At 61.4% G+C, this 18,950-nt stretch carries 17 protein-coding genes; 5 read left to right on the top strand and 12 right to left on the bottom strand.

Annotated features, from left to right (window positions below):
* Positions 1–68 precede the first annotated feature (68 nt).
* On the top strand, positions 69–1,601 hold the full coding sequence (locus tag LB516_RS17595; protein ID WP_224720070.1) for an acyl-CoA carboxylase subunit beta: 1,533 nt from the start codon (positions 69–71) through the stop codon (positions 1,599–1,601).
* 12 nt (positions 1,602–1,613) lie between these two features.
* Here the strand turns inward: LB516_RS17595 and LB516_RS17590 are convergent, their stop codons facing one another.
* The gene (locus LB516_RS17590) at positions 1,614–3,161 is read right to left on the bottom strand and encodes an NAD(P)H-hydrate dehydratase (RefSeq protein WP_224720069.1); all 1,548 of its coding nucleotides are present in this window, start codon (positions 3,159–3,161) and stop codon (positions 1,614–1,616) included.
* Between the two features lie 357 nt (positions 3,162–3,518).
* Here LB516_RS17590 and LB516_RS17585 point away from each other — a divergent pair, with 357 nt between their 5' ends.
* Positions 3,519–3,857, top strand: a complete 339-nt coding sequence (locus LB516_RS17585; RefSeq protein WP_006205430.1) for a P-II family nitrogen regulator — start codon at positions 3,519–3,521, stop codon at positions 3,855–3,857.
* A gap of 67 nt (positions 3,858–3,924) precedes the next feature.
* Positions 3,925–5,334, top strand: coding sequence for a type I glutamate--ammonia ligase (glnA, locus tag LB516_RS17580; RefSeq protein ID WP_015317961.1), 1,410 nt, complete (start codon positions 3,925–3,927; stop codon positions 5,332–5,334).
* A 666-nt stretch (positions 5,335–6,000) separates the two neighbouring features.
* Here the strand turns inward: glnA and LB516_RS17575 are convergent.
* A complete protein-coding gene (locus LB516_RS17575) occupies positions 6,001–7,041 on the bottom strand; it encodes a glutamine synthetase beta-grasp domain-containing protein (RefSeq protein ID WP_015317962.1) in 1,041 nt (346 codons plus the stop codon).
* A gap of 313 nt (positions 7,042–7,354) precedes the next feature.
* On the opposite strand from LB516_RS17575, the gene LB516_RS17570 reads away from it, so the two are divergent.
* The gene (locus tag LB516_RS17570) at positions 7,355–7,549 is read left to right on the top strand and encodes a DUF2735 domain-containing protein (protein ID WP_140664352.1); all 195 of its coding nucleotides are present in this window, start codon (positions 7,355–7,357) and stop codon (positions 7,547–7,549) included.
* Between the two features lie 75 nt (positions 7,550–7,624).
* On the opposite strand, the gene LB516_RS17565 is transcribed toward LB516_RS17570, so the two are convergent.
* The 9 genes from LB516_RS17565 to LB516_RS17525 form a co-directional block, all read right to left on the bottom strand.
* Positions 7,625–9,514: an MFS transporter gene (locus tag LB516_RS17565; RefSeq protein ID WP_015317964.1), complete on the bottom strand. Its 1,890-nt coding sequence runs from the start codon at positions 9,512–9,514 to the stop codon at positions 7,625–7,627.
* Positions 9,515–9,691: 177 nt separating this feature from the next.
* Positions 9,692–10,483 (bottom strand): ATP12 family chaperone protein, encoded by a 792-nt coding sequence (locus LB516_RS17560; protein WP_015317965.1) that lies wholly within the window; start codon positions 10,481–10,483, stop codon positions 9,692–9,694.
* Between the two features lie 12 nt (positions 10,484–10,495).
* Complete coding sequence (locus LB516_RS17555; protein ID WP_224720129.1) at positions 10,496–11,368, bottom strand: DMT family transporter; 873 nt, start codon at positions 11,366–11,368, stop codon at positions 10,496–10,498.
* A gap of 47 nt (positions 11,369–11,415) precedes the next feature.
* Complete coding sequence (locus tag LB516_RS17550) at positions 11,416–12,396, bottom strand: RluA family pseudouridine synthase (RefSeq protein WP_015317967.1); 981 nt, start codon at positions 12,394–12,396, stop codon at positions 11,416–11,418.
* Positions 12,397–12,459: 63 nt separating this feature from the next.
* Positions 12,460–12,834 (bottom strand): fluoride efflux transporter CrcB, encoded by a 375-nt coding sequence (crcB, locus tag LB516_RS17545; protein ID WP_141907139.1) that lies wholly within the window; start codon positions 12,832–12,834, stop codon positions 12,460–12,462.
* A 196-nt stretch (positions 12,835–13,030) separates the two neighbouring features.
* Positions 13,031–13,861, bottom strand: coding sequence for an aspartyl/asparaginyl beta-hydroxylase domain-containing protein (locus tag LB516_RS17540; protein WP_224720067.1), 831 nt, complete (start codon positions 13,859–13,861; stop codon positions 13,031–13,033).
* 155 nt (positions 13,862–14,016) lie between these two features.
* Entirely contained in the window at positions 14,017–14,400 is a 384-nt protein-coding gene (locus LB516_RS17535) for a DUF930 domain-containing protein (RefSeq protein ID WP_224720066.1), read from the bottom strand.
* Positions 14,401–14,693: 293 nt separating this feature from the next.
* Positions 14,694–16,001: a replication-associated recombination protein A gene (locus LB516_RS17530; RefSeq protein ID WP_224720065.1), complete on the bottom strand. Its 1,308-nt coding sequence runs from the start codon at positions 15,999–16,001 to the stop codon at positions 14,694–14,696.
* 144 nt (positions 16,002–16,145) lie between these two features.
* Positions 16,146–17,639 carry a DegQ family serine endoprotease gene (locus LB516_RS17525; RefSeq protein ID WP_140720525.1) on the bottom strand — a complete coding sequence of 498 codons (1,494 nt, stop codon included), beginning with the start codon at positions 17,637–17,639 and terminating at the stop codon, positions 16,146–16,148.
* Between the two features lie 137 nt (positions 17,640–17,776).
* Between LB516_RS17525 and LB516_RS17520 the strand changes: the two genes are divergently transcribed.
* Complete coding sequence (locus LB516_RS17520) at positions 17,777–18,388, top strand: hypothetical protein (RefSeq protein ID WP_140720527.1); 612 nt, start codon at positions 17,777–17,779, stop codon at positions 18,386–18,388.
* Between the two features lie 63 nt (positions 18,389–18,451).
* On the opposite strand, the gene rplQ is transcribed toward LB516_RS17520, so the two are convergent.
* Positions 18,452–18,883, bottom strand: coding sequence for a 50S ribosomal protein L17 (rplQ, locus tag LB516_RS17515; RefSeq protein ID WP_015317974.1), 432 nt, complete (start codon positions 18,881–18,883; stop codon positions 18,452–18,454).
* Positions 18,884–18,950 lie beyond the last annotated feature (67 nt).

Genomic DNA, 18,950 nt, shown 5'->3' with positions numbered 1-18,950 from the left:
GCCGACGCTTGCACTCCCCGACCGGCATCATTACCACAAACGCAGCTTCCGATTTTGGGGATCGAACGATGAAGGACGTGCTGAAGGAACTCGAGCGGCGGCGCGACATCGCCCGCATGGGTGGTGGCCAGGCCCGTATCGATGCGCAGCACAAGAAGGGCAAGCTCACCGCGCGCGAACGCATCGAAGTGTTTCTCGACGAAGGCTCGTTCGAGGAATTCGACATGTATGTCGAGCACCGCTCGACCGATTTCGGCATGGAGAAGACAAAGATCGCCGGCGATGGCGTCGTCACCGGCTGGGGCACGGTCAATGGCCGTCCCGTTTACCTCTTCGCCAAGGATTTCACCGTGTTCGGCGGTTCGCTGTCGGAAGCCCATGCCGAGAAGGTCATCAAGGTGCAGGAGATGGCGCTGCGCAACCGTGCGCCAATCATCGGCCTCTACGATGCCGGCGGGGCGCGTATCCAGGAGGGCGTGGCAGCCCTCGGCGGCTATGCCGAGATCTTTCAGCGCAACGTGCTTGCGTCCGGCGTCATTCCGCAGATTTCGGTCATCATGGGCCCATGCGCCGGCGGTGACGTCTATTCGCCCGCCATGACCGACTTCATCTTCATGGTGCGCGACACCTCCTACATGTTCGTCACCGGACCGGACGTGGTGAAGACCGTAACCAATGAGACGGTGACCGCCGAGAGCCTCGGCGGCGCGTCGGTGCACACGACGAAGTCCTCGATCGCCGACGGCGCCTATGACAATGACGTCGAGGCGCTCCTGCAGATGCGGCGGCTGATCGACCTGTTGCCAGCTTCCAACACGTCGGAGATCCCCGAGATCGAATGCTTCCAGTCGGTCACCGACCATGACATGTCGCTCGACCGGCTGATCCCCGACAACGCCAACAAGCCTTACGACATCAAGGAATTGATCCTGAAGGTCGCCGACGAGGGCGATTTCTTCGAGATCCAGCAGAGTTTTGCCAAGAACATCGTGACCGGTTTCGGCCGGGTCGAAGGCCGGACCGTCGGCTTTGTCGCCAACCAGCCGATGGTGCTGGCCGGCGTGCTCGATTCCGACGCCAGCCGCAAGGCGGCGCGCTTCGTGCGCTTCTGCGACTGTTTTTCTATTCCCATCGTCACCTTCGTCGATGTTCCAGGCTTCTTGCCGGGCACGGCGCAGGAATATGGCGGGCTGATCAAGCACGGCGCCAAGCTGCTTTTCGCCTATGCCGAGGCGACCGTGCCGAAGATCACCGTGATCACCCGCAAGGCCTATGGCGGCGCCTATGATGTGATGGCGTCAAAACATCTGCGCGGCGACATGAACTATGCCTGGCCGACGGCGCAGATCGCCGTCATGGGGGCGAGAGGCGCGGTCGAGATCATCTACCGCAAGGACATCGGCGATGCCGAAAAGATCGCGGCCCATACAAAGGCATACGAAGACCGCTTCCTGTCGCCTTTCGTGGCCGCCGAGCGCGGCTATGTCGACGAGGTGATCATGCCGCATTCGACCCGCCGCCGCATGGCCCGGGCGCTTCGCATGCTGCGCAACAAGGATATCCAGAACCCCTGGAAGAAGCACGACAACATCCCGCTGTGAACGGCATCGAGGTCATCGCTCAAGTGCGGTTGAACAGCGCCCTCCTCCGGCAGCCACCAGTTCGCGCAGCACCGGCACCATCGCCAGCGGCAAATCCTCGGCGATCAACCCCGGTCCGAACCTTCTGCCGGTCTCGGCATGGATCCAGACCGCCGCGCAGGCCGCTTCGAAAGCCGGCATGCCTTGGGCAAGCAGTCCGGTCGTGATGCCGGACAACACATCGCCCGATCCTGCGGTGGCAAGCCAGGCCGCGCCGTTGGAATTGATCGCCGCCCTGCCATCGGGAGCGGCGACCACCGTGTCGGCGCCCTTGTAGACGATGACGGCATTGGCGCGCGCTGCCGCCGCGCGTGCCTTGTCCAGCTTGGACGAGACATTGTCATCGGCGATATCTGCGAACAGCCTGGCGAATTCGCCTTCGTGCGGTGTCATCACCAGCGCGGGCGCGTCCGGCCTGCGGGCGGCTTCGAACAAGACATCCGGCGCCTCACGAAACGAGGTGATCGCGTCGGCGTCGAAGACCAGGCCGTCAATTCCGGTGGACGCGGCCGGCTTGCCCGACGCGAGTAGCGCAAGTGCGAACGCCCGGGTTTTTTCGCCAATGCCAAAGCCGGGCCCGAGAACAAAGGCCGATGGCCGGCGCTCCCCGACGAATGCTTCAATGTCGGCAGCTTCGTCGGCCTTGCGCAGCATGATCGAGGTCAGGTGCGCGGCATTGACCTGCATGGCGTTGCCCGGCGACAGCACCGTCACCGCCCCTGCCCCGCTTCGGGCAGCGGCAAGGGCTGAGAGCCGCGCCGCGCCGGTGGCGCTCGGCCCGCCGGAAAAGACGCCGACATGACCGCGCTTGTATTTGTGGGCATCGATGGCCGGCACCGGCAATTCGCGCTGCCAAAGCGCTGGTCCGTTCTCGAACGTGCGGGGCTGCAGCGTTGCGATGATCTCCGCCCCGATGCCGATATCGGCAAGCACGATCTCGCCGCATCTTTCCCGGCCCGGCAGCAGCAGATGGCCGGGCTTCTTGCGCGCGAAGGTCACTGTGAGGTCTGCTGAAAACGACGTTCCGAGCACTTTGCCGCTGTCGGCGGAAATGCCGGAAGGGAGGTCGACCGCGACAACCCGCAAGTTCAGCTTGGCCGCCAGATCGACCGCCCTGGCGGCTTCGCCGGACAGCGGCTTGGACAGCCCTGCCCCATAAAGCGCATCGACCACGATCGAGCGGGGACCGGGATCAAAGTCCGATAGCGGCCGGGGCTTGATGGCGCATTCCGCGGCGGCGAGTGCCGCGTCGCTACCCGGCCTCGGCGGGCCAGACGTCCAGACCGTGGTGGCGACACCGCTGCCGGCCAGAATGCGAGCGACGACATAACCGTCGCCGCCATTGTTGCCCGGGCCGCATAACACATGGACATGCGCTGCCGAGGGATAGCGGCTGAGCACTTCGGTCGCGACGGCCTGCCCGGCACGGCGCATCAATCCAACGCCGTCGGTTGGACCTGCTGCAATTGTCAGCCGATCCGCCTCGCCCATCTCGGCGGAGGTAAGAAGTTCGTGGCTCATGGATTGCCGATCCGCATTCGATCAAGCATTGTCCAGTTTTCGGCTCGACGCAAACGGGGAGGAGTTGGCGCTGTCATGAGCACGTCGATCGGCGCGAGGATTGCAGGCACCGATCTGCCCGCAGGATGAGCAATTTGCCCGAATATTGGGCAGACATGCACAGTCGTGCCGGGTAGGCTGCAGCCATCTATGCCGCTTCCGATGCAGCGAATGACGCGAATTTGCATATGGGGGTGACATGACTTTGAAATCGTATGACACCGCTTCTGTTCCCTCCGACTGGCACAGTTCGTGCTTGATTGAGGCGCAAGCGGGGGCTCACAACCCGTTTTTTTGGCAGTGGAGGCCACTTTTTACATGAAAAAGATCGAAGCGATCATCAAGCCATTCAAGCTGGACGAAGTGAAGGAAGCGCTTCAGGAGGCCGGACTGCAAGGCATTACCGTGACCGAGGCCAAAGGCTTCGGCCGCCAGAAGGGTCATACCGAACTCTACCGCGGCGCCGAATATGTCGTCGACTTCCTGCCCAAGGTGAAAATCGAGGTCGTGCTCGGCGACGATGCCGTGGAAGGCGCGATCGAGGCTATCCGCAAGGCGGCCCAGACCGGCCGCATCGGCGACGGCAAGATCTTCGTCTCCAACATCGAGGAAGTGGTGCGCATCCGCACCGGCGAAACCGGAATGGACGCGGTTTGATCCGAGCCGGCCATCCTCTAAGAAACGTCATCTATCAAAAAACGTCAGCACACAGGGATTACATGACATGACGACAGCCAAAGACATCATGAAGCAGATCAAGGACAACGACGTGAAATTCGTCGACCTGCGCTTCACCGACCCGAAGGGCAAGCTGCAGCACGTCACCATGGATGTCGTCGAGGTCGAGGAAGACATGTTCGCCGACGGTGTCATGTTCGACGGCTCCTCGATCGCCGGCTGGAAGGCCATCAACGAGTCCGACATGGTGCTGATGCCCGATCCGGACACCGTCCACATGGATCCGTTCTTCGCGCAGTCGACCATGGTCATCCTGTGCGACATTCTCGATCCGGTCTCGGGCGAATCCTACAACCGCGACCCGCGCGGCACCGCCAAGAAGGCCGAGGCCTACATGAAGTCGGAAGGCATCGGCGACACCATCTATGTCGGCCCGGAAGCCGAGTTCTTCGTGTTCGACGACGTGAAATACAAGGCCGATCCGTATAACACCGGCTTCAAGCTCGATTCGACGGAACTGCCGTCGAACGACGACACCGATTACGAGACCGGCAACCTCGGCCACCGCCCGCGCATCAAGGGCGGCTATTTCCCGGTGCCGCCGATCGATTCGGCGCAGGACATGCGCTCCGAAATGCTGACCGTACTCGCCGAAATGGGCGTGCGCGTCGAAAAGCACCACCACGAGGTGGCAGCCGCCCAGCACGAGCTCGGCATCAAGTTCGACACGCTTGTCCGCAACGCCGACAAGATGCTGATCTACAAGTACGTCGTGCACCAGGTCGCTAATGCCTATGGCAAGACGGCCACCTTCATGCCGAAGCCGATCTTCGGCGATAACGGCTCGGGCATGCACGTTCACCAGTCGATCTGGAAAGGCGGCAAGCCGACTTTCGCCGGCAATGAATATGCCGGTCTTTCGGAGAGCTGCCTGTTCTACATCGGCGGCATCATCAAGCATGCCAAGGCGATCAACGCCTTCACCAACCCGCTGACCAACTCCTACAAGCGCCTGGTGCCGGGCTACGAGGCGCCGGTGCTGCTTGCCTATTCGGCGCGCAACCGTTCGGCTTCCTGCCGCATCCCGTTCGGCAGCTCACCAAAGGCCAAGCGCGTCGAAGTCCGCTTCCCCGATCCGGGCGCGAACCCCTACCTCGCTTTCGCCGCCATGCTGATGGCAGGTCTCGACGGCATCAAGAACAAGATCCATCCGGGACAGCCGATGGACAAGGATCTCTACGACCTGCCGCCGAAGGAACTGAAGAAGATCCCGACCGTCTGCGGTTCGCTGCGCGAAGCGCTCCAGAGCCTCGACAAGGACCGCGGCTTCCTGAAGGCCGGCGGCGTCTTCGACGACGACCAGATCGATAGCTATATCGAGCTCAAGATGGCCGAAGTGATGCGCTTCGAAATGACCCCGCATCCGGTCGAGTACGACATGTACTATTCGGTCTAGGATTCCGCTCGAATAATGTTTCAAGGCCCTTGAAGGTTTTCCCCCTTCAAGGGCTTTTTGCTGATCCAAAGGCTCATCGATGGATTGCGTGCGGCCAGCCACGCAACGATGGTCAACTTGCTTTTTCGGGGACGCAATCAATCGCCAGGAGCGAGCGGCACACTGCCTCAGGCTGCAATGCCCGCTCGTCCGGCGCCCCCGCCAATGCCGTCGTTCACGAAACCCCCGCCCCGTTCGAACAGCATCGCTTGGCGTAACCCCAAGGCCACGAATACGCATGCCGCGGCGTAGCCTGTCAACGCCGCCACACGGAGGCATAAATCGCCGATTTCAATGTATGAACAGTGGCTTATATAAAGGACCGCCGCGCATGAACCGAGCTGAAACAGGCTGTTTTCCGGGCTTTTTCAATGAAAACTTGGAACCGCACGAGACGAGTAGCGGCAAGGAGCGTCAGCCAAAGCCGCTCGTTTCGGTGAAACCGCTCGTTGTTTTTCAACCTGACTTTTTTTGGGGGAATTCGCCGCTCCAGGGCAGTCGGTGACGACGCTGACCGCGCGTGGCGTCATGTCGGGTCGGTAAAGAAGAAAGGCCCGGGCGCTTCCGCCCAGGCCTGTATTGCAAGAACATCTATCTGCCGCGCATTGAAGCGCGCCGCAAAACGGATCAGGCGGCGGCCGAAATCTCTGCGCTCGCCGGCACCGAAGCGATCGTCTTCAGGATCTGTGAGGCGATCTGGTAGGGGTCGCCCTGCGAGTTCGGACGGCGGTCTTCCAGATAGCCCTTGTAATCGTTCTTGACGAACGAATGCGGGACGCGGATCGAGGCGCCGCGATCGGCGATGCCATAGCTGAACCTGTTCCACGGCGCGGTCTCGTGCTTGCCGGTCAGACGTTTGTCGTTGTCCGGGCCGTAGACGGCGATGTGGTCCATCAGGTTCTTGTCGAAAGCCGCCATCAGCGCTTCGAAATAGGCCTTGCCGCCGACTTCACGCATATAGGTGGTCGAGAAATTGGCATGCATGCCCGAGCCGTTCCAGTCGGTGTCGCCGAGGGGCTTGCAGTGGTATTCGATGTCGATGCCGTACTTTTCGGTCAAGCGCTGCATCAGATAGCGGGCCATCCACATCTGGTCGGCGGCCTTTTTGGAACCCTTGCCGAAAATCTGGAACTCCCACTGCCCCTTCGCCACTTCGGCGTTGATGCCTTCATGATTGATGCCGGCCGCGAGGCAGAGATCAAGATGTTCCTCGACGATCTGGCGCGCAACGGAGCCGACATTCGAATAGCCGACGCCGGTATAGTACGGCCCCTGCGGTGCGGGATAGCCGCTCTCGGGGAAGCCGAGCGGACGGCCGTCCTTGTAGAAGAAATACTCCTGCTCGAAGCCGAACCAGGCGCCTTCGTCGTCGAGGATGGTGGCGCGCTTGTTGGATGCATGCGGCGTAACGCCGTCGGGCATCATGACTTCGCACATGACGAGCACGCCGTTGGTGCGGGCCGGATCGGGATAGACCGCGACCGGCTTCAGCACGCAATCGGAGCTGTGGCCCTCGGCCTGCTGCGTCGAGGATCCGTCGAAACCCCACAGCGGCAGCTGCTCGAGCGTCGGGAACTCAGCGAATTCCTTGATCTGCGTCTTGCCGCGAAGATTCGGGACCGGGGTGTATCCATCGAGCCAGATATACTCGAGCTTGTATTTGGTCATTCTAGAGCCTCTCGTTGCTTGGACACCGCAAGCAGGCGGATGTCGATGCATGGCCGAAACAGGCCGGCCTGCCGATGGATAAAAAGCAATTCGTGTGCCACTCGGCTCTCGCAGGGTGCGGCAAAATGATCGTGCCCAGGCGATTATTTTAATGAGCCGCCTCAGCAATGCTTGCGGATGATCCAGGCAGCAATATTGCTTAAATCATAGGCAAATCATGATCTTTTCATAGGCATATTGCCTAAATGAATCGCAGGACCTATTTTGGTGAAAGCTGAATCAACGAACGCCTGAAAAAGCGGGGAGACCGGCAATGCAAGTCACGCAATCGCGTCCGTCGGCGAAAATCCTGATGTTCCCGCTGGCAGCGCGCAGGTCTGCCTTAAATTTAGGCGCCAAGGCCAAATTCGCGGCAGAGCTTGCCGCGCTTCGCGGCGAGCACGCCGATTTCGATGGCTGGTACCACGAGGCCGCCGTCGAGGAAGAAGACCCGCAGCGGAAGGGCTGAACCCTTCCACGTCGATCTTGAATAAAAAAGCCCGGCGCGATCGCTCGCGCCGGGCTTTTCGTTCTGGCCTACCGACTATTCCTTGGCGTGCAGGTCGGTGCCGAGCGTGTCCTTGACGAAGATCATGCCGATGATCAGCGTCATCGCCGCGATGACCACCGGATACCAAAGACCGTAGTAGATGTCGCCCTTGTAGGCGCTGAGCGCGAACACCGTCGCCGGCAGCAGGCCGCCGAACCAGCCGTTGCCGATGTGGTAGGGCAATGACATGCCCGTGTACCGAATGCGAGTCGGGAACATCTCGACAAGGATCGCCGCGATCGGCCCATAGACCATGGTCACGAACAGGACCAGGATGAACAGGATGCCGATCGTCATCGGCCAGTTAACCGCCGCCGGATCGGCGAACATGGCAAAGGCACCGCCGCCCGGTATGTTGTAGACGGTGACCTCGGGGGCGCCCGCTGCCTCATCGGCGGTCAAGAGCTTGTCCTTAACCGCCTGGTCGGTCGGCACCGCTGCCTTTTCGCCGCCGCGGATGGCGGCTGCGTCGAGCTTAAGTTCAGGATTGGCTGCGATGAAGGCATCGAGTTTCTGGTCCGCGACCTTGATCGCCCCTCGCTTCAACGGATAGCCGCCGTCCTGCAAGGACATGTTGACTGCCTTGACGAAGGCGGCGTCCTTGGCCTTGGCCTGATCGCCGGCGGCGACCGCATCGTAGGACGCCACTGTCTCTGTACCGATCTTGACTGACGCAGGCGTCCCGGCCGCAGCCGTCGACACCACTTCATAGGGAACCGAGTTCTTGGTCAGGAACGAAGTCGCGATGTCGCAGGACGTCGTGAACTTCGCCGTGCCGACCGGATTGAACTGGAACTTGCAGTCGCCGGGAGCTGCCGTCACCGTTGCCCGAGTGCTCTGCTGAGCCTTGGCGAGCGCCGGATTAGCGGCCCAGGTCAACGCCTTGAACAGCGGGAAGGTACAGACAATGGCCAGCGCAAGGCCAGCCATGATGATCGGCTTGCGGCCGATCTTGTCGGAGAGCCAGCCGAAGACGACGAAGAAGATCGAGCCGATAGCCAGCGCGATGGCGATCATGATGTTGACCGACTGCGCGTCGACCTTCAGCACATTCTGCAGGAAGAACAGCGCGTAGAACTGGCCGTTGTACCAAACCACGGCCTGACCGGCTGTGAGGCCGAGCAGCGCCAGGAGCGCGATCTTGGCGTTCTTCCACTGACCAAAGGCTTCCGAGAGCGGCGCCTTTGAGCCCTTGCCTTCGTCCTTCATCTTCTGGAAGGTCGGAGACTCCGAGAGTGACAACCGGATCCAGATCGAAACGGCGAGCAGCAGGAAAGAGACGATGAACGGAATGCGCCAGCCCCAGGCGGCGTAGGTCTCCTTGCTCAGCGATCCCTGTACGATCAGGATGACGATCAGCGACAGGAACAGGCCGAGCGTCGCTGTTGTCTGGATCCATGAGGTGTAGAAGCCACGGCGGTCATCGGGTGCATGTTCGGCGACATAGGTCGCAGCGCCGCCATATTCGCCGCCCAGCGCCAAACCCTGCAGCATGCGCAGGACGATAAGGATCACCGGAGCCGCGATGCCCAAGGTTGCATAGCCGGGCAGCAGACCGACCAGGAAGGTCGACAGGCCCATGATCGTCATTGTGACCAGGAACGTGTATTTGCGGCCGACGAGGTCGCCGATGCGACCGAACAGCAGCGCGCCGAACGGGCGAACCAGGAAGCCTGCGGCAAAGGCCAGCAGCGCGAAGATGTTGCGCGTTGCCTCGGGAATGGTCGGACTGAAAAAGGTCGAGCCGATGAAAGCCGCCAGTGAGCCGTAGAGATAGAAATCGTACCATTCGAAAACAGTGCCGAGCGAGGAAGCGAAGATGACTTTCTTCTCCTCCCGCGTCATGCCGCGGCTCGTTCCGCCGGCGGTCGATGCCATTGCCATAGAGCTATCCTCCCGTGAGACTTCGATGCTGTGCGCCGACGTCCGCGTTCTCCTCCGAACGCGGACTCAAAGACGCAGCCAACACAGGAAAAATGGCAGAAAGGGCGGGGAAAGGGCACCGCGACGATGGGATTATGACTTTCGTATTAGGTGCGGTGCGAAGGCGGAGCGAAGCCCTCAGGCCCGCAGCGCTTCGAGCAAGCTGACGGCGGCCATCATGTCCCGTTTGCGAGCGGCGCGGCGCGCGACGGCTTCGGCGTCCTGTCCCCACTGTGCGATCTGCCAGTCCTCATCGACATGGCCGGCGGCCCAGGCCTCCTCGCCGTCGAGCTCGCCGAAATCGACCGCCAACGCCAGCAATGCCGAGCCGGTCAACGATGTCATGACATGGATGGCGGCAAGGCGCAGCGGTTCGGCGCGTTGCGCCAGATGGCTGCCCAGCACGGCAATGGTTTCGCGTGGCTGCTCGACATGGATGATGCCCTCGGCAAGGTTGAAACGGGCCCCAAGTGCTGCGCGAGCCCAGTCGATGACGGGATCCCACCGCTCGTTCTGCCGCTCGACCAGCCCTTGCGGGGCATCGGCGCGATAACAGAGCAGATCCGACGAGGCAAAACGCAGAATGTCTTCCAGCACCGCCTGCGGATCGCTGGCCACGCCATCGATGGCGGTGTTGACCAGCCGCATCACCGGCATCGTCATCGGATTGATCGTCTCGCCCTGTTCCGCGAACTCGCCGGCAACCAGCGTCGCGGCCGCCTCGGTCGGCAGCGCCAGCATTGCCTTGCCCGGCGTGCGCACCGGCTTGCCGTCGAGATGGACGGCAAAGCCACCTTCCGCCGACGCGACCGAGACCTCCTTATAGAAGCGCTTGGGCAGCGGCGTCTTCATCTGGATCTGGGCGCGACGCACCGGATCCGGATCGGAAAGATACTTGCCCGCTTCGAGGTCGTTGAGGATATCACGCATGAAGTGCCTTTCTTACACCGGTATCAGCTTGCGTGCCGGCCGGTTGACGATGATCAGGCCGGCCGCAATCAAGCCAAGTGCAAGAAAAATGCGAATGGTCAGCGGCTCGTTCAAGATGATCGCACCGCACAGGACACCGAAGACCGGCGACAGGAAGGTGAAGCTGGACAAGCCTGAAGCCGGATAACGGCGCAGCAGCCAGAACCAGAGCACATAGGTGAAAGCGACGATATAGACCGCCTGGAAAAGCAGCGCCAATGTCGGCAACAGGGACGGATCGCGCACCGGTGGGCCGGCAAGAGGTAGCACCATCATGCCAACGATCGCCGCGCCGGCGAGTTGATAGAGCAGCAGTTTTTCCGCACTCGCCTCGACCAGTTTTGATCGTTTGATAAGGATATTGGTCAGTGCCCAGAAAAACCCCGAACCGAGGCTCAGGAGATCACCGAACAGCATGTCTCCGCTACCGCCGAGCTTGTCGGAAAAGACCGTGGCAAGACCGGCGAAGGCCAACAGCAGGCCGAGGGACTTGCGCATGGTGATCTGTTCGCCGAGCAGGAAATGGCCGCCGATCAGCATCCAGAACGGCATTGAGTTGACCAGCAGCGTATTGCGCGCCACGGTCGTATGCTCCAGGCCAACGTAGAGACAAAGGAACTCAACGCCGAAAAGCACGCCGACCGCAATGCCCGCCGGCAATGTCCCATCCCTGCTGAACAGCGCAATGCCGCGCCAGCAGCACCAGAGAAAGACGCAGAAACCACCGATGACCGAACGCGCGATCGATAGGAAGACGGGATCATAGCCTGCATAGGAGATCTTGGCGGCGACGTAGTTCAGCCCCCAGGAAAAGGTCAGGCCGACCATGATGGCGGCTGCGGCCATGTCGACCGCGTCGCGCCGATCGAGCGCATCGGTGGCGCCGCTCACGGTTAGTCCTCCGCGCTGGCGTCGTCGAAGCCGATCAGGTTCCAGCTCTGGCGCATATGCGGCGGCATCGGAGCGGTGACGTCGATGACGCCCTTGTCCGGGTGCGGGATAATGATGCGGCGCGCGTGCAGATGCAGGCGGTTTTGTATGCCGCCAGGAAAATCCCAGTTGGTGTCGGCCTCGAAGTATTTCGGGTCGCCGATGATCGGGCAGCCGATATGGGCGGCATGGACGCGAAGCTGGTGTGTGCGGCCGGTATAAGGTTCCATCTCCAGCCAGGTCATGGTCTGCGCCGCCTGCTCGATAATGCGATAATAGGACACGGCATGGTCGGCGCCTTTTTCGCCATGCGCGGCAATGCGCACGCGGTCGCCGTCCGGCGTAGCCTCCTTGATCAGCCAGGTCGAGATCTTGTCCTCGCGCTTGGGCGGCACGCCCTTGACCAGCGCCCAGTAGGTCTTCTTGGTTTCCCGCGCCCGGAACGCCTCTGAAAGCTTCATCGCGGCCAGCCTGGTGCGGGCCACCACCAGCACGCCCGACGTGTCGCGGTCGAGCCGGTGCACCAGCCGCGGCTTCTCGCCTTTCTGGCTGCGCCAGGCTTCCAGCATGTCGTCGACATTGCGGGTAACGCCGGAGCCGCCCTGAACGGCGAGGCCCGCCGGCTTGTTGAAGACGAAGACCTTTGGGTCCTCGTGGATCAGCATCTTGGCGAGCACATCGGCGTCGCCCTGGTTGCGGATCGAGTGGCCGGTGAGCGCGCTCTCGCCCTTCTTGTCCACCTCGAGCGGCGGAACGCGGACCATCTGCCCCGGCTCGACGCGGGTGTCGGCCTTGACCCGGCCGCCATCGACGCGGATCTGGCCGGAGCGCAGCAGCTTCTGTAGATGGCCGAAGCCAAGGCCCGGGAAATGCGTCTTGAACCAGCGATCGAGCCGCATGCCCGCCTCGCCGGCCTCCACAGTGATCTGTTCAACGCCTGCCATGTCTTCTTCGCTTATCCGTTTCCCGAGCAGGGCTCTTGGCCTGCGCTTGGCGCGGCAATAACATTATGAAACGGTTCTTGCGAGCCAAAGTCCCAGAAACAGGGCAATGATCGCGCCAACGACGCTGGCAAGCGCATATCCGAATGCCGGCAGTGTCGAGCCTCGTTCCCACAGGGCGGCGAAATCGAGCGAAAAGGCGGAGAAGGTGGTGAAGCCTCCGAGAATGCCGGTGGCAACGAACAGCCTGACCTCATTGGACCCGCCGCGACGCGCAAGGATGGCGATGAACAGCCCCATCGCAAACGAGCCGAAGATGTTGATCGCCATCGTGCCCCAGGGATAGTTGGGACCGACGAGGCGCAGCGCGCCCATGCTGGTCAGATGACGGATGCCGGCGCCGATGCCGCCGCCGACGGCTACGAGAAGCAGATTGAACATAGAACGTTACTGCCCCCGCGAGGGCGCCGGCGTCAATCCCTTGAGCGAGGTGACGCAGCTTCGGGATGGCAGAGATAGTCGACCTATCAAGAACCGGGCTTCCAACTCACGTAGCGCAATCACTCGTGGCGCAATCACTGCCGTGACGCATTCAGGATACTGCCGGCTCTGCCGGCAGTATCGACAGATCTTCAACTTAGGTGGTTTCGACCTTCTTTGGCTTTGTCGAGCCAATCATCTTCCAGTTCTTGTAGAACATCGAGTTGATGCGCTCGACGCTCACCGAGACGACCGCAAGCATGCCAGCGATTAGGCGGGGCACCGGGGACGGCCTGATAATATCCATGAACACGCAATAGCGGCGGCCATCATACTCGTTGACCGAGCGATGCAGCAGCGTGTCGTCGAAAATGAACTGCGGATTGTCGTACCAGTAGTTCTTGACGTTGCCGCATTCGACGAAAATCTCCGCTTTCACCGGGATTAGATTGTAGAGGATGCGCAGGCTGAGCCGCAGCGGTCCGAAATGCCAGGAGGTCGATTCGCGCTTGCTGAAGACGGAAACGGCAATTGTCTTGATGTATTTGAAATCCTTGTTGAATTCCTCGACGTTGTCGATCCTGTGCTTGCCGTACCACTGGTAGACATACATGCCGCGCCGGCCGGCGCCGAAATTGGCGTCGATGTCGGCGATGATCTCATCCTTGCGCGCCTTGAAGACATCAAGGACCTCATTGACCTCACGCTGGTAGTCGGCGGGAAACTGCTCCAGCGTCCACACGCCCGGATTTCTATAGCACAGGAGATCGACCAGCAGGTTGAAGGGCGACAGCAACCAGGTGAAGAGCCCGTTGCCAAGGAAGTAGCCACTGAACAGCGGCAAATCCTTCCTGTCGTTGCGCAACACGTCGATCAGACCACAGACGATGAAGATCGTCGTCAGGATGGGGATGAAATAGAAGCCAAGGGCGAGAAGCGGGATGGCAATGGCGAATTTGCGAAGGGATTTGCGAAGGGTTTTTGTCATTTTTCCACGCGCGAAGCGCGATCCTGTTGCGAATGAGGTGCCCAATCATGGCAACGGCCACCGCCCGACCGTGCGCCTTGATAAGGTTTTTTGGGTCACCGCACAACGGCCATGGTGTCTGGCCGGGCTGGTTGCCTGGTGGAGTTTGCCGGGCGTCAATGCACTGCCGGCAAGCCAAGCTCGTCCCATTTGTCCCTGGCCACGGGATCGCCGACTAGAAATTCAAAGCCAATGACGCTTTCGCCGTCCTTGGCGAGCTGGCATTTGAACTTCAGACTGTACCAGTTTTTACGGCTGCGAAAGGCCGCACCGTTAGCGGCGATCGTCGTGCCGGTGATCTTCTCCTCCGCGGTCGCGTAGGGCACCACCCGCTCCGGCTGGAAATCCGCATACCATTGGCGGATTTGGTCCATGGCCTCCAGATTGCAAAGCTGCACCATGCGCTCATCGGATGCGAAGGTCCTGAGATCGGCGCGGGCCTGCTTGCTGCGCGGATCGGCGAGCGTCTTGGCCGACAGCATCCGCGTTGGGCGGATCATGGCGGGTGTGGCAGGAAATCGAGGAGCGCTTGGAGCAAGCGCCGGTGCCTCGGGCATGGGTGCGCGGGGTGCCTCCTCGATGGGAGGTGCGGGCGGCCTTGTCGAAACCTCGAATTGCCGTGGCGTCAGGATGGCGACCGACACGCGCTCCTCCTCTGGCCCGCTCGAGCGCTTCGGCGATGGTAACAACATAACGCTGGCGGCGAGCAGCCCATGCAGGAGAACCGAAGTGGAAATCCCCCAGGGCGAGGCCTCGTTTCGCACTGACAAGGCCACCGGGCTCCGCAAGCCGGCTATTCCCGCTCTTTGCGCAGCTTTGCCCAGTAGTCGAGCCGCTTCCTGATGTCGCGCTCGAAACCACGCTCGGGCGGATCGTAGAAGGTCTGGCGGCCCATCTTTTCCGGAAAATAATCCTGGCCTGAAAAGGCATCTGGCTCATCATGGTCGTAGCGGTAGCCGGCGCCGTAATCCTCTTCCTTCATCAGCTTGGTCGGCGCGTTGAGAATGTGCTTCGGCGGCAGCAGCGAGCCATGTTCCTTGGCGGCCCGCGTGGCAGCCTTGAAGGCAGTGTAAACGGCATTGGATTTGGGCGCGGTGGCGAGATAGACGGTGGCCTCGGCAAAGGCGAGTTCGCCCTCCGGAGAGCCGAGATAGTCATAGGCATCCTTGGCCGCGTTGGCGACGACCAGGGCCTGCGGATCGGCCAGACCAATGTCCTCCATCGCCATGCGAACCAGCCGGCGGCCGAGATAGAGCGGATCCTCCCCGGCATCGAACATGCGCGCGAGATAGTAGAGGGCGGCATCGGGATCCGAGCCGCGCACCGACTTGTGCAGGGCCGAGATCAGGTTGTAATGGCCGTCCTGGCCCTTGTCGTAGATCGGCGCACGGCGCTGGACGATGCGCTGAAGCCCTTCGGGATCGAATATCTCGCCCGGCTTGGCCGCGCGCCAGACCTCTTCTGCCAGGGTCAGCGATGCGCGTCCGTCGCCATCGCTCATACGAATGAGCATCGTGCGTGCTTCATCATCAAGCGGCAGCGCCCTGCCCTCCGCCTCCTCCGCCCGCGTCATCAGCTTGGCGATGCTGTCCTCACCCAGCGAATGAAAGATCATGACCCGCGCGCGCGACAACAAGGCCGCGTTGAGTTCGAAGGACGGGTTTTCGGTGGTGGCGCCCACCAGCACGACCGTCCCATCCTCCATGACGGGGAGGAATGAATCCTGCTGGGCGCGGTTGAAACGATGAATCTCGTCGACGAAGAGCAAAGTCTGGCGGCCGTTGGCACGGCGCAGCTTGGCCGCCTCGAACACTTTCTTCAGGTCGGCGACGCCGGAAAAGACCGCCGATATCTGCTCGAAGGCAAGGCTGGTCTCGCCGGCAAGCAGCCTCGCCACCGTGGTCTTGCCGGTGCCTGGCGGCCCCCAGAAGATCATCGATCCCAGCGAACCGGAGCCGATCAACCGGGTCAGCGCGCCATCGGGTCCCGTCAGATGTTCCTGGCCAACGACCTCCCCAAGATTCTTCGGACGCAGCCTGTCGGCCAGCGGCCGTCCGGGCGGCACCTTTTCCGGTTCGTCAACGCTGAACAGATCGGCCATGCACTTCCTCAGAGCAATTCCCGGAAAAGTGTGAAGCGACTTTCCGTCCGGGATTGCGTCAAAACAAGGATATAGGGCAGGTCGGCGTTTTGGTGAAACGCCGACCTGCTCCAAGTTTGGAGCGCGATCCCTTCAGGGTCGAACTCAGTAACGCAAAACCTGGCGCAGTATCTGCCCGCCGCGCTCGACGGTAAAGCGCCACCAGCGCGTATCCTGCTGGGCTACCTGCGCCAGCACTGCGGCGGTGTCGATGGTGGTGCCGTTGACCTCGCGCACGATGTCGCCTGGCTGAAAGCCGAAATCGGCGGCCGGCGAATCGCGATTGATATCGATCACCGTCACACCCTTGAGGTCGGTACGCAAGCCAAGCTTCTGGGCAAGCCGCGGCGACAGTTCCGAGACCTTCGCGCCCGAGAACGGGCTGCGGCCATGCAGCGTCACTTCCGAGGCTTTTGCCCCCTCCGGCGCGCGCTCCAGCGCAATGTCCATCGCCGCTTGCTGACCCTTGGTCAGGATCGCGAAATTCGCCTTGGTGCCGATCGACAGTGTCGCCATGCGGTAGTCGAGCGCCTCGATGCTCTCGACCGGCTTGCCATTGATCTGCAGCACGACATCGCCCGGCTTCAACCCTGCCTTGCCGGCGGGACCCGTCGCGTCGACCGAGGAGACCAGCGCCCCGGTCGGCTTTTCCATGCCCAGTGATTCGGCGATCTGCGGCGTCACCGCTTCGAATTCGGCGCCGATATAGGGCCGTTCGAAGAAATCGAGACCGGCCTTGGCGGCATCGGCGAAAGCCCGCACCATGTTGGCGGGGATGGCGAACCCGATGCCGATCGAGCCGCCGCTGCGGCTGTAGATGGCGGTGTTGATGCCGACCAGCTGACCGCCCATGTTGATCAGCGCGCCGCCGGAATTGCCGGGATTGATGGCGGCGTCCGTCTGGATGAAATAACCCGAATCCGAAACGCCGATATGGCTGCGGGCGAGCGCGGAAACGATACCGCTGGTGGTGGTCTGGCCAACACCGAACGGGTTGCCGATGGCCAGCACAAGGTCGCCGACCTCGAGCGCGTCGGAATCCCCGATGGCGATGACCGGGAACGGCTTGTCGGACTCGATCTTGAGCACGGCGAGATCGAGCGTCTCGTCCTTCAGCATCACCTTGCTGGTGAATTCGCGGCCGTCGGCGGTCGCCACCTTGACCTCGTCGGCATCCTTGATGACGTGGAAATTGGTGACGATGACACCGCTCGGATCGACGAGCACGCCCGAGCCGAGCGAAGACTGCGCACGCGGCTGGGCACGGCCGAAGAATTCCTCGAAGAATGGATCGCCTTCGAAAGGCGATGTCACCTTGGCGGTCTGCGAGGCATAGACGTTGACCACCGCGGGTGCCGTTTGCTTGACCAGCGGCGCGAATGAAAGCTGGACCTCCTCGCGGCCGAAAGGCACGCGCTTGTCCGGACCTGAAGTGGCATTCTCGCCTTCGACGCCATGCAGCAAGTCCGTCAACACATCTGAGAGGCCTGGATCGGCGGGCTTGGCGGCGTCTTCGGCCTGCGCCTGCCGAACTGCCGGTGCGGCTGCGAACACCATGAAGGCGCAGAGCAGAACAAGGGACAGTCTTTTGGCGCGCATTGCGAATCCTCCAAGCGAGTTCGGGCGCATTGTCCCGACGAATGTGCAAAATGAAAGGCTAAGCCGCTGAAATCCGATTTTTTAAGCAGTAAAAGCAGCTAAAGCTGAACCTGAAGCCGAAAACCTCGTCAGCTCACATGAAAAAACAACTCCTGTCATTCCGTGACTTTTTGAAGACCGGCAGCTTGGGGCCGATCCGCCCCGACATGACAATGGCCGAGATTGTCGAGGTGCTCGGCACGCCTGAGCATGCTGACCCGGACTTTTGGACGTTCGGAAAGCTCGAAATTTCCTTTGATATCGAGCCACCGCACCAGATGAACTGGTTTCAAATCGAAGAGGCCGGTTATCTCAAAGGCAAGTCGGAGACTGTCACCGATTGCTTTGCGCTTGCTCTAGATGGGCTCAGCGGAAAGACAAAGCCATCAGAGTTCCTGGGGGCCGGCCTTTGGCTTCCAGATCAGGCTAAAGTTTTCTACGCTACGTCTGGCCATGACATCGGGATGAATATCTGCGCCGGACTGATTCAGATTCATTTTCATGTGGCTACTGACTTCATCGGCGATCAGGACACCGAAGCGTATTTGGGCGCGTCCTCCACGTCGCAATCGATGAGGGAGATCGATTCTCGGGCCGTCCTCGACAGTATCTATTCTTACCCCAGCCCGAAGACTGAAGAGGTACCGGGCGCATTCAATTGGAAGCTGTTGAGTGGAAGCCAGTATCTGGCGCTTGCCAGCGGACGGTAAAACATCGGCAGACGTAAAAAGGGGCCCGCAGGCCCCTTCAATTCAATTCGGAAAGACCGAGCCTTATGCGGCCGCGGCATCCGCGTCGGTGGCTTCGGCTTCGATGCGGGCGCGATCGCCGGCGCCCTTGGCCGAGGTGTCGCGATCGACGAACTCGATGACCGCCATCGCGGCATTGTCGCCGTGACGGAAGCCGGCCTTCATGATGCGCAGATAGCCGCCGTTGCGGGTGGCATAGCGCGGGGCGATGGTGTCGAACAGGCGCTTGACGACGCCCTCATTGCCGATCTGCGCGATCACCTGGCGGCGCGCGTGCAGGTCGCCGCGCTTGCCGAGCGTCACCAGCTTCTCGACGATCGGACGCAGGTCCTTCGCCTTCGGCAAGGTGGTGACGATCTGCTCGTGCTCGAGCAGCGACACCGCCAGATTGGCGAACATCGACTTGCGGTGGCTTATGCTGCGGGCGAAGCGGCGGCCTTTGAAACCGTGGCGCATGGCTCTTTTCCTTCTTCAGTTGTTCAAGAGGCCACGGCCTCCGAGGGTTTTCCGCATGACCGTCGGA

Origin of the sequence: Mesorhizobium sp. CO1-1-7 (assembly GCF_020164885.1) — a bacterium.
GTDB classification, from domain to species: domain Bacteria; phylum Pseudomonadota; class Alphaproteobacteria; order Rhizobiales; family Rhizobiaceae; genus Mesorhizobium; species Mesorhizobium australicum.
This window is presented reverse-complemented; position numbering and strand designations above follow the sequence as displayed.

Excerpts from the sequence above, each read along its gene's own strand:
- LB516_RS17595 (WP_224720070.1), top strand. The coding sequence starts at position 69 with ATGAAGGACGTGCTGAAGGAACTCGAGCGGCGGCGCGACATCGCCCGC.
- LB516_RS17590 (WP_224720069.1), bottom strand. The coding sequence starts at position 3,161 with ATGAGCCACGAACTTCTTACCTCCGCCGAGATGGGCGAGGCGGATCGG.
- LB516_RS17585 (WP_006205430.1), top strand. The coding sequence starts at position 3,519 with ATGAAAAAGATCGAAGCGATCATCAAGCCATTCAAGCTGGACGAAGTG.
- glnA (WP_015317961.1), top strand. The coding sequence starts at position 3,925 with ATGACGACAGCCAAAGACATCATGAAGCAGATCAAGGACAACGACGTG.
- LB516_RS17575 (WP_015317962.1), bottom strand. The coding sequence starts at position 7,041 with ATGACCAAATACAAGCTCGAGTATATCTGGCTCGATGGATACACCCCG.
- LB516_RS17570 (WP_140664352.1), top strand. The coding sequence starts at position 7,355 with ATGCAAGTCACGCAATCGCGTCCGTCGGCGAAAATCCTGATGTTCCCG.
- LB516_RS17565 (WP_015317964.1), bottom strand. The coding sequence starts at position 9,514 with ATGGCAATGGCATCGACCGCCGGCGGAACGAGCCGCGGCATGACGCGG.
- LB516_RS17560 (WP_015317965.1), bottom strand. The coding sequence starts at position 10,483 with ATGCGTGATATCCTCAACGACCTCGAAGCGGGCAAGTATCTTTCCGAT.
- LB516_RS17555 (WP_224720129.1), bottom strand. The coding sequence starts at position 11,368 with ATGGCCGCAGCCGCCATCATGGTCGGCCTGACCTTTTCCTGGGGGCTG.
- LB516_RS17550 (WP_015317967.1), bottom strand. The coding sequence starts at position 12,396 with ATGGCAGGCGTTGAACAGATCACTGTGGAGGCCGGCGAGGCGGGCATG.
- crcB (WP_141907139.1), bottom strand. The coding sequence starts at position 12,834 with ATGTTCAATCTGCTTCTCGTAGCCGTCGGCGGCGGCATCGGCGCCGGC.
- LB516_RS17540 (WP_224720067.1), bottom strand. The coding sequence starts at position 13,861 with ATGACAAAAACCCTTCGCAAATCCCTTCGCAAATTCGCCATTGCCATC.
- LB516_RS17535 (WP_224720066.1), bottom strand. The coding sequence starts at position 14,400 with ATGATCCGCCCAACGCGGATGCTGTCGGCCAAGACGCTCGCCGATCCG.
- LB516_RS17530 (WP_224720065.1), bottom strand. The coding sequence starts at position 16,001 with ATGGCCGATCTGTTCAGCGTTGACGAACCGGAAAAGGTGCCGCCCGGA.
- LB516_RS17525 (WP_140720525.1), bottom strand. The coding sequence starts at position 17,639 with ATGCGCGCCAAAAGACTGTCCCTTGTTCTGCTCTGCGCCTTCATGGTG.
- LB516_RS17520 (WP_140720527.1), top strand. The coding sequence starts at position 17,777 with ATGAAAAAACAACTCCTGTCATTCCGTGACTTTTTGAAGACCGGCAGC.
- rplQ (WP_015317974.1), bottom strand. The coding sequence starts at position 18,883 with ATGCGCCACGGTTTCAAAGGCCGCCGCTTCGCCCGCAGCATAAGCCAC.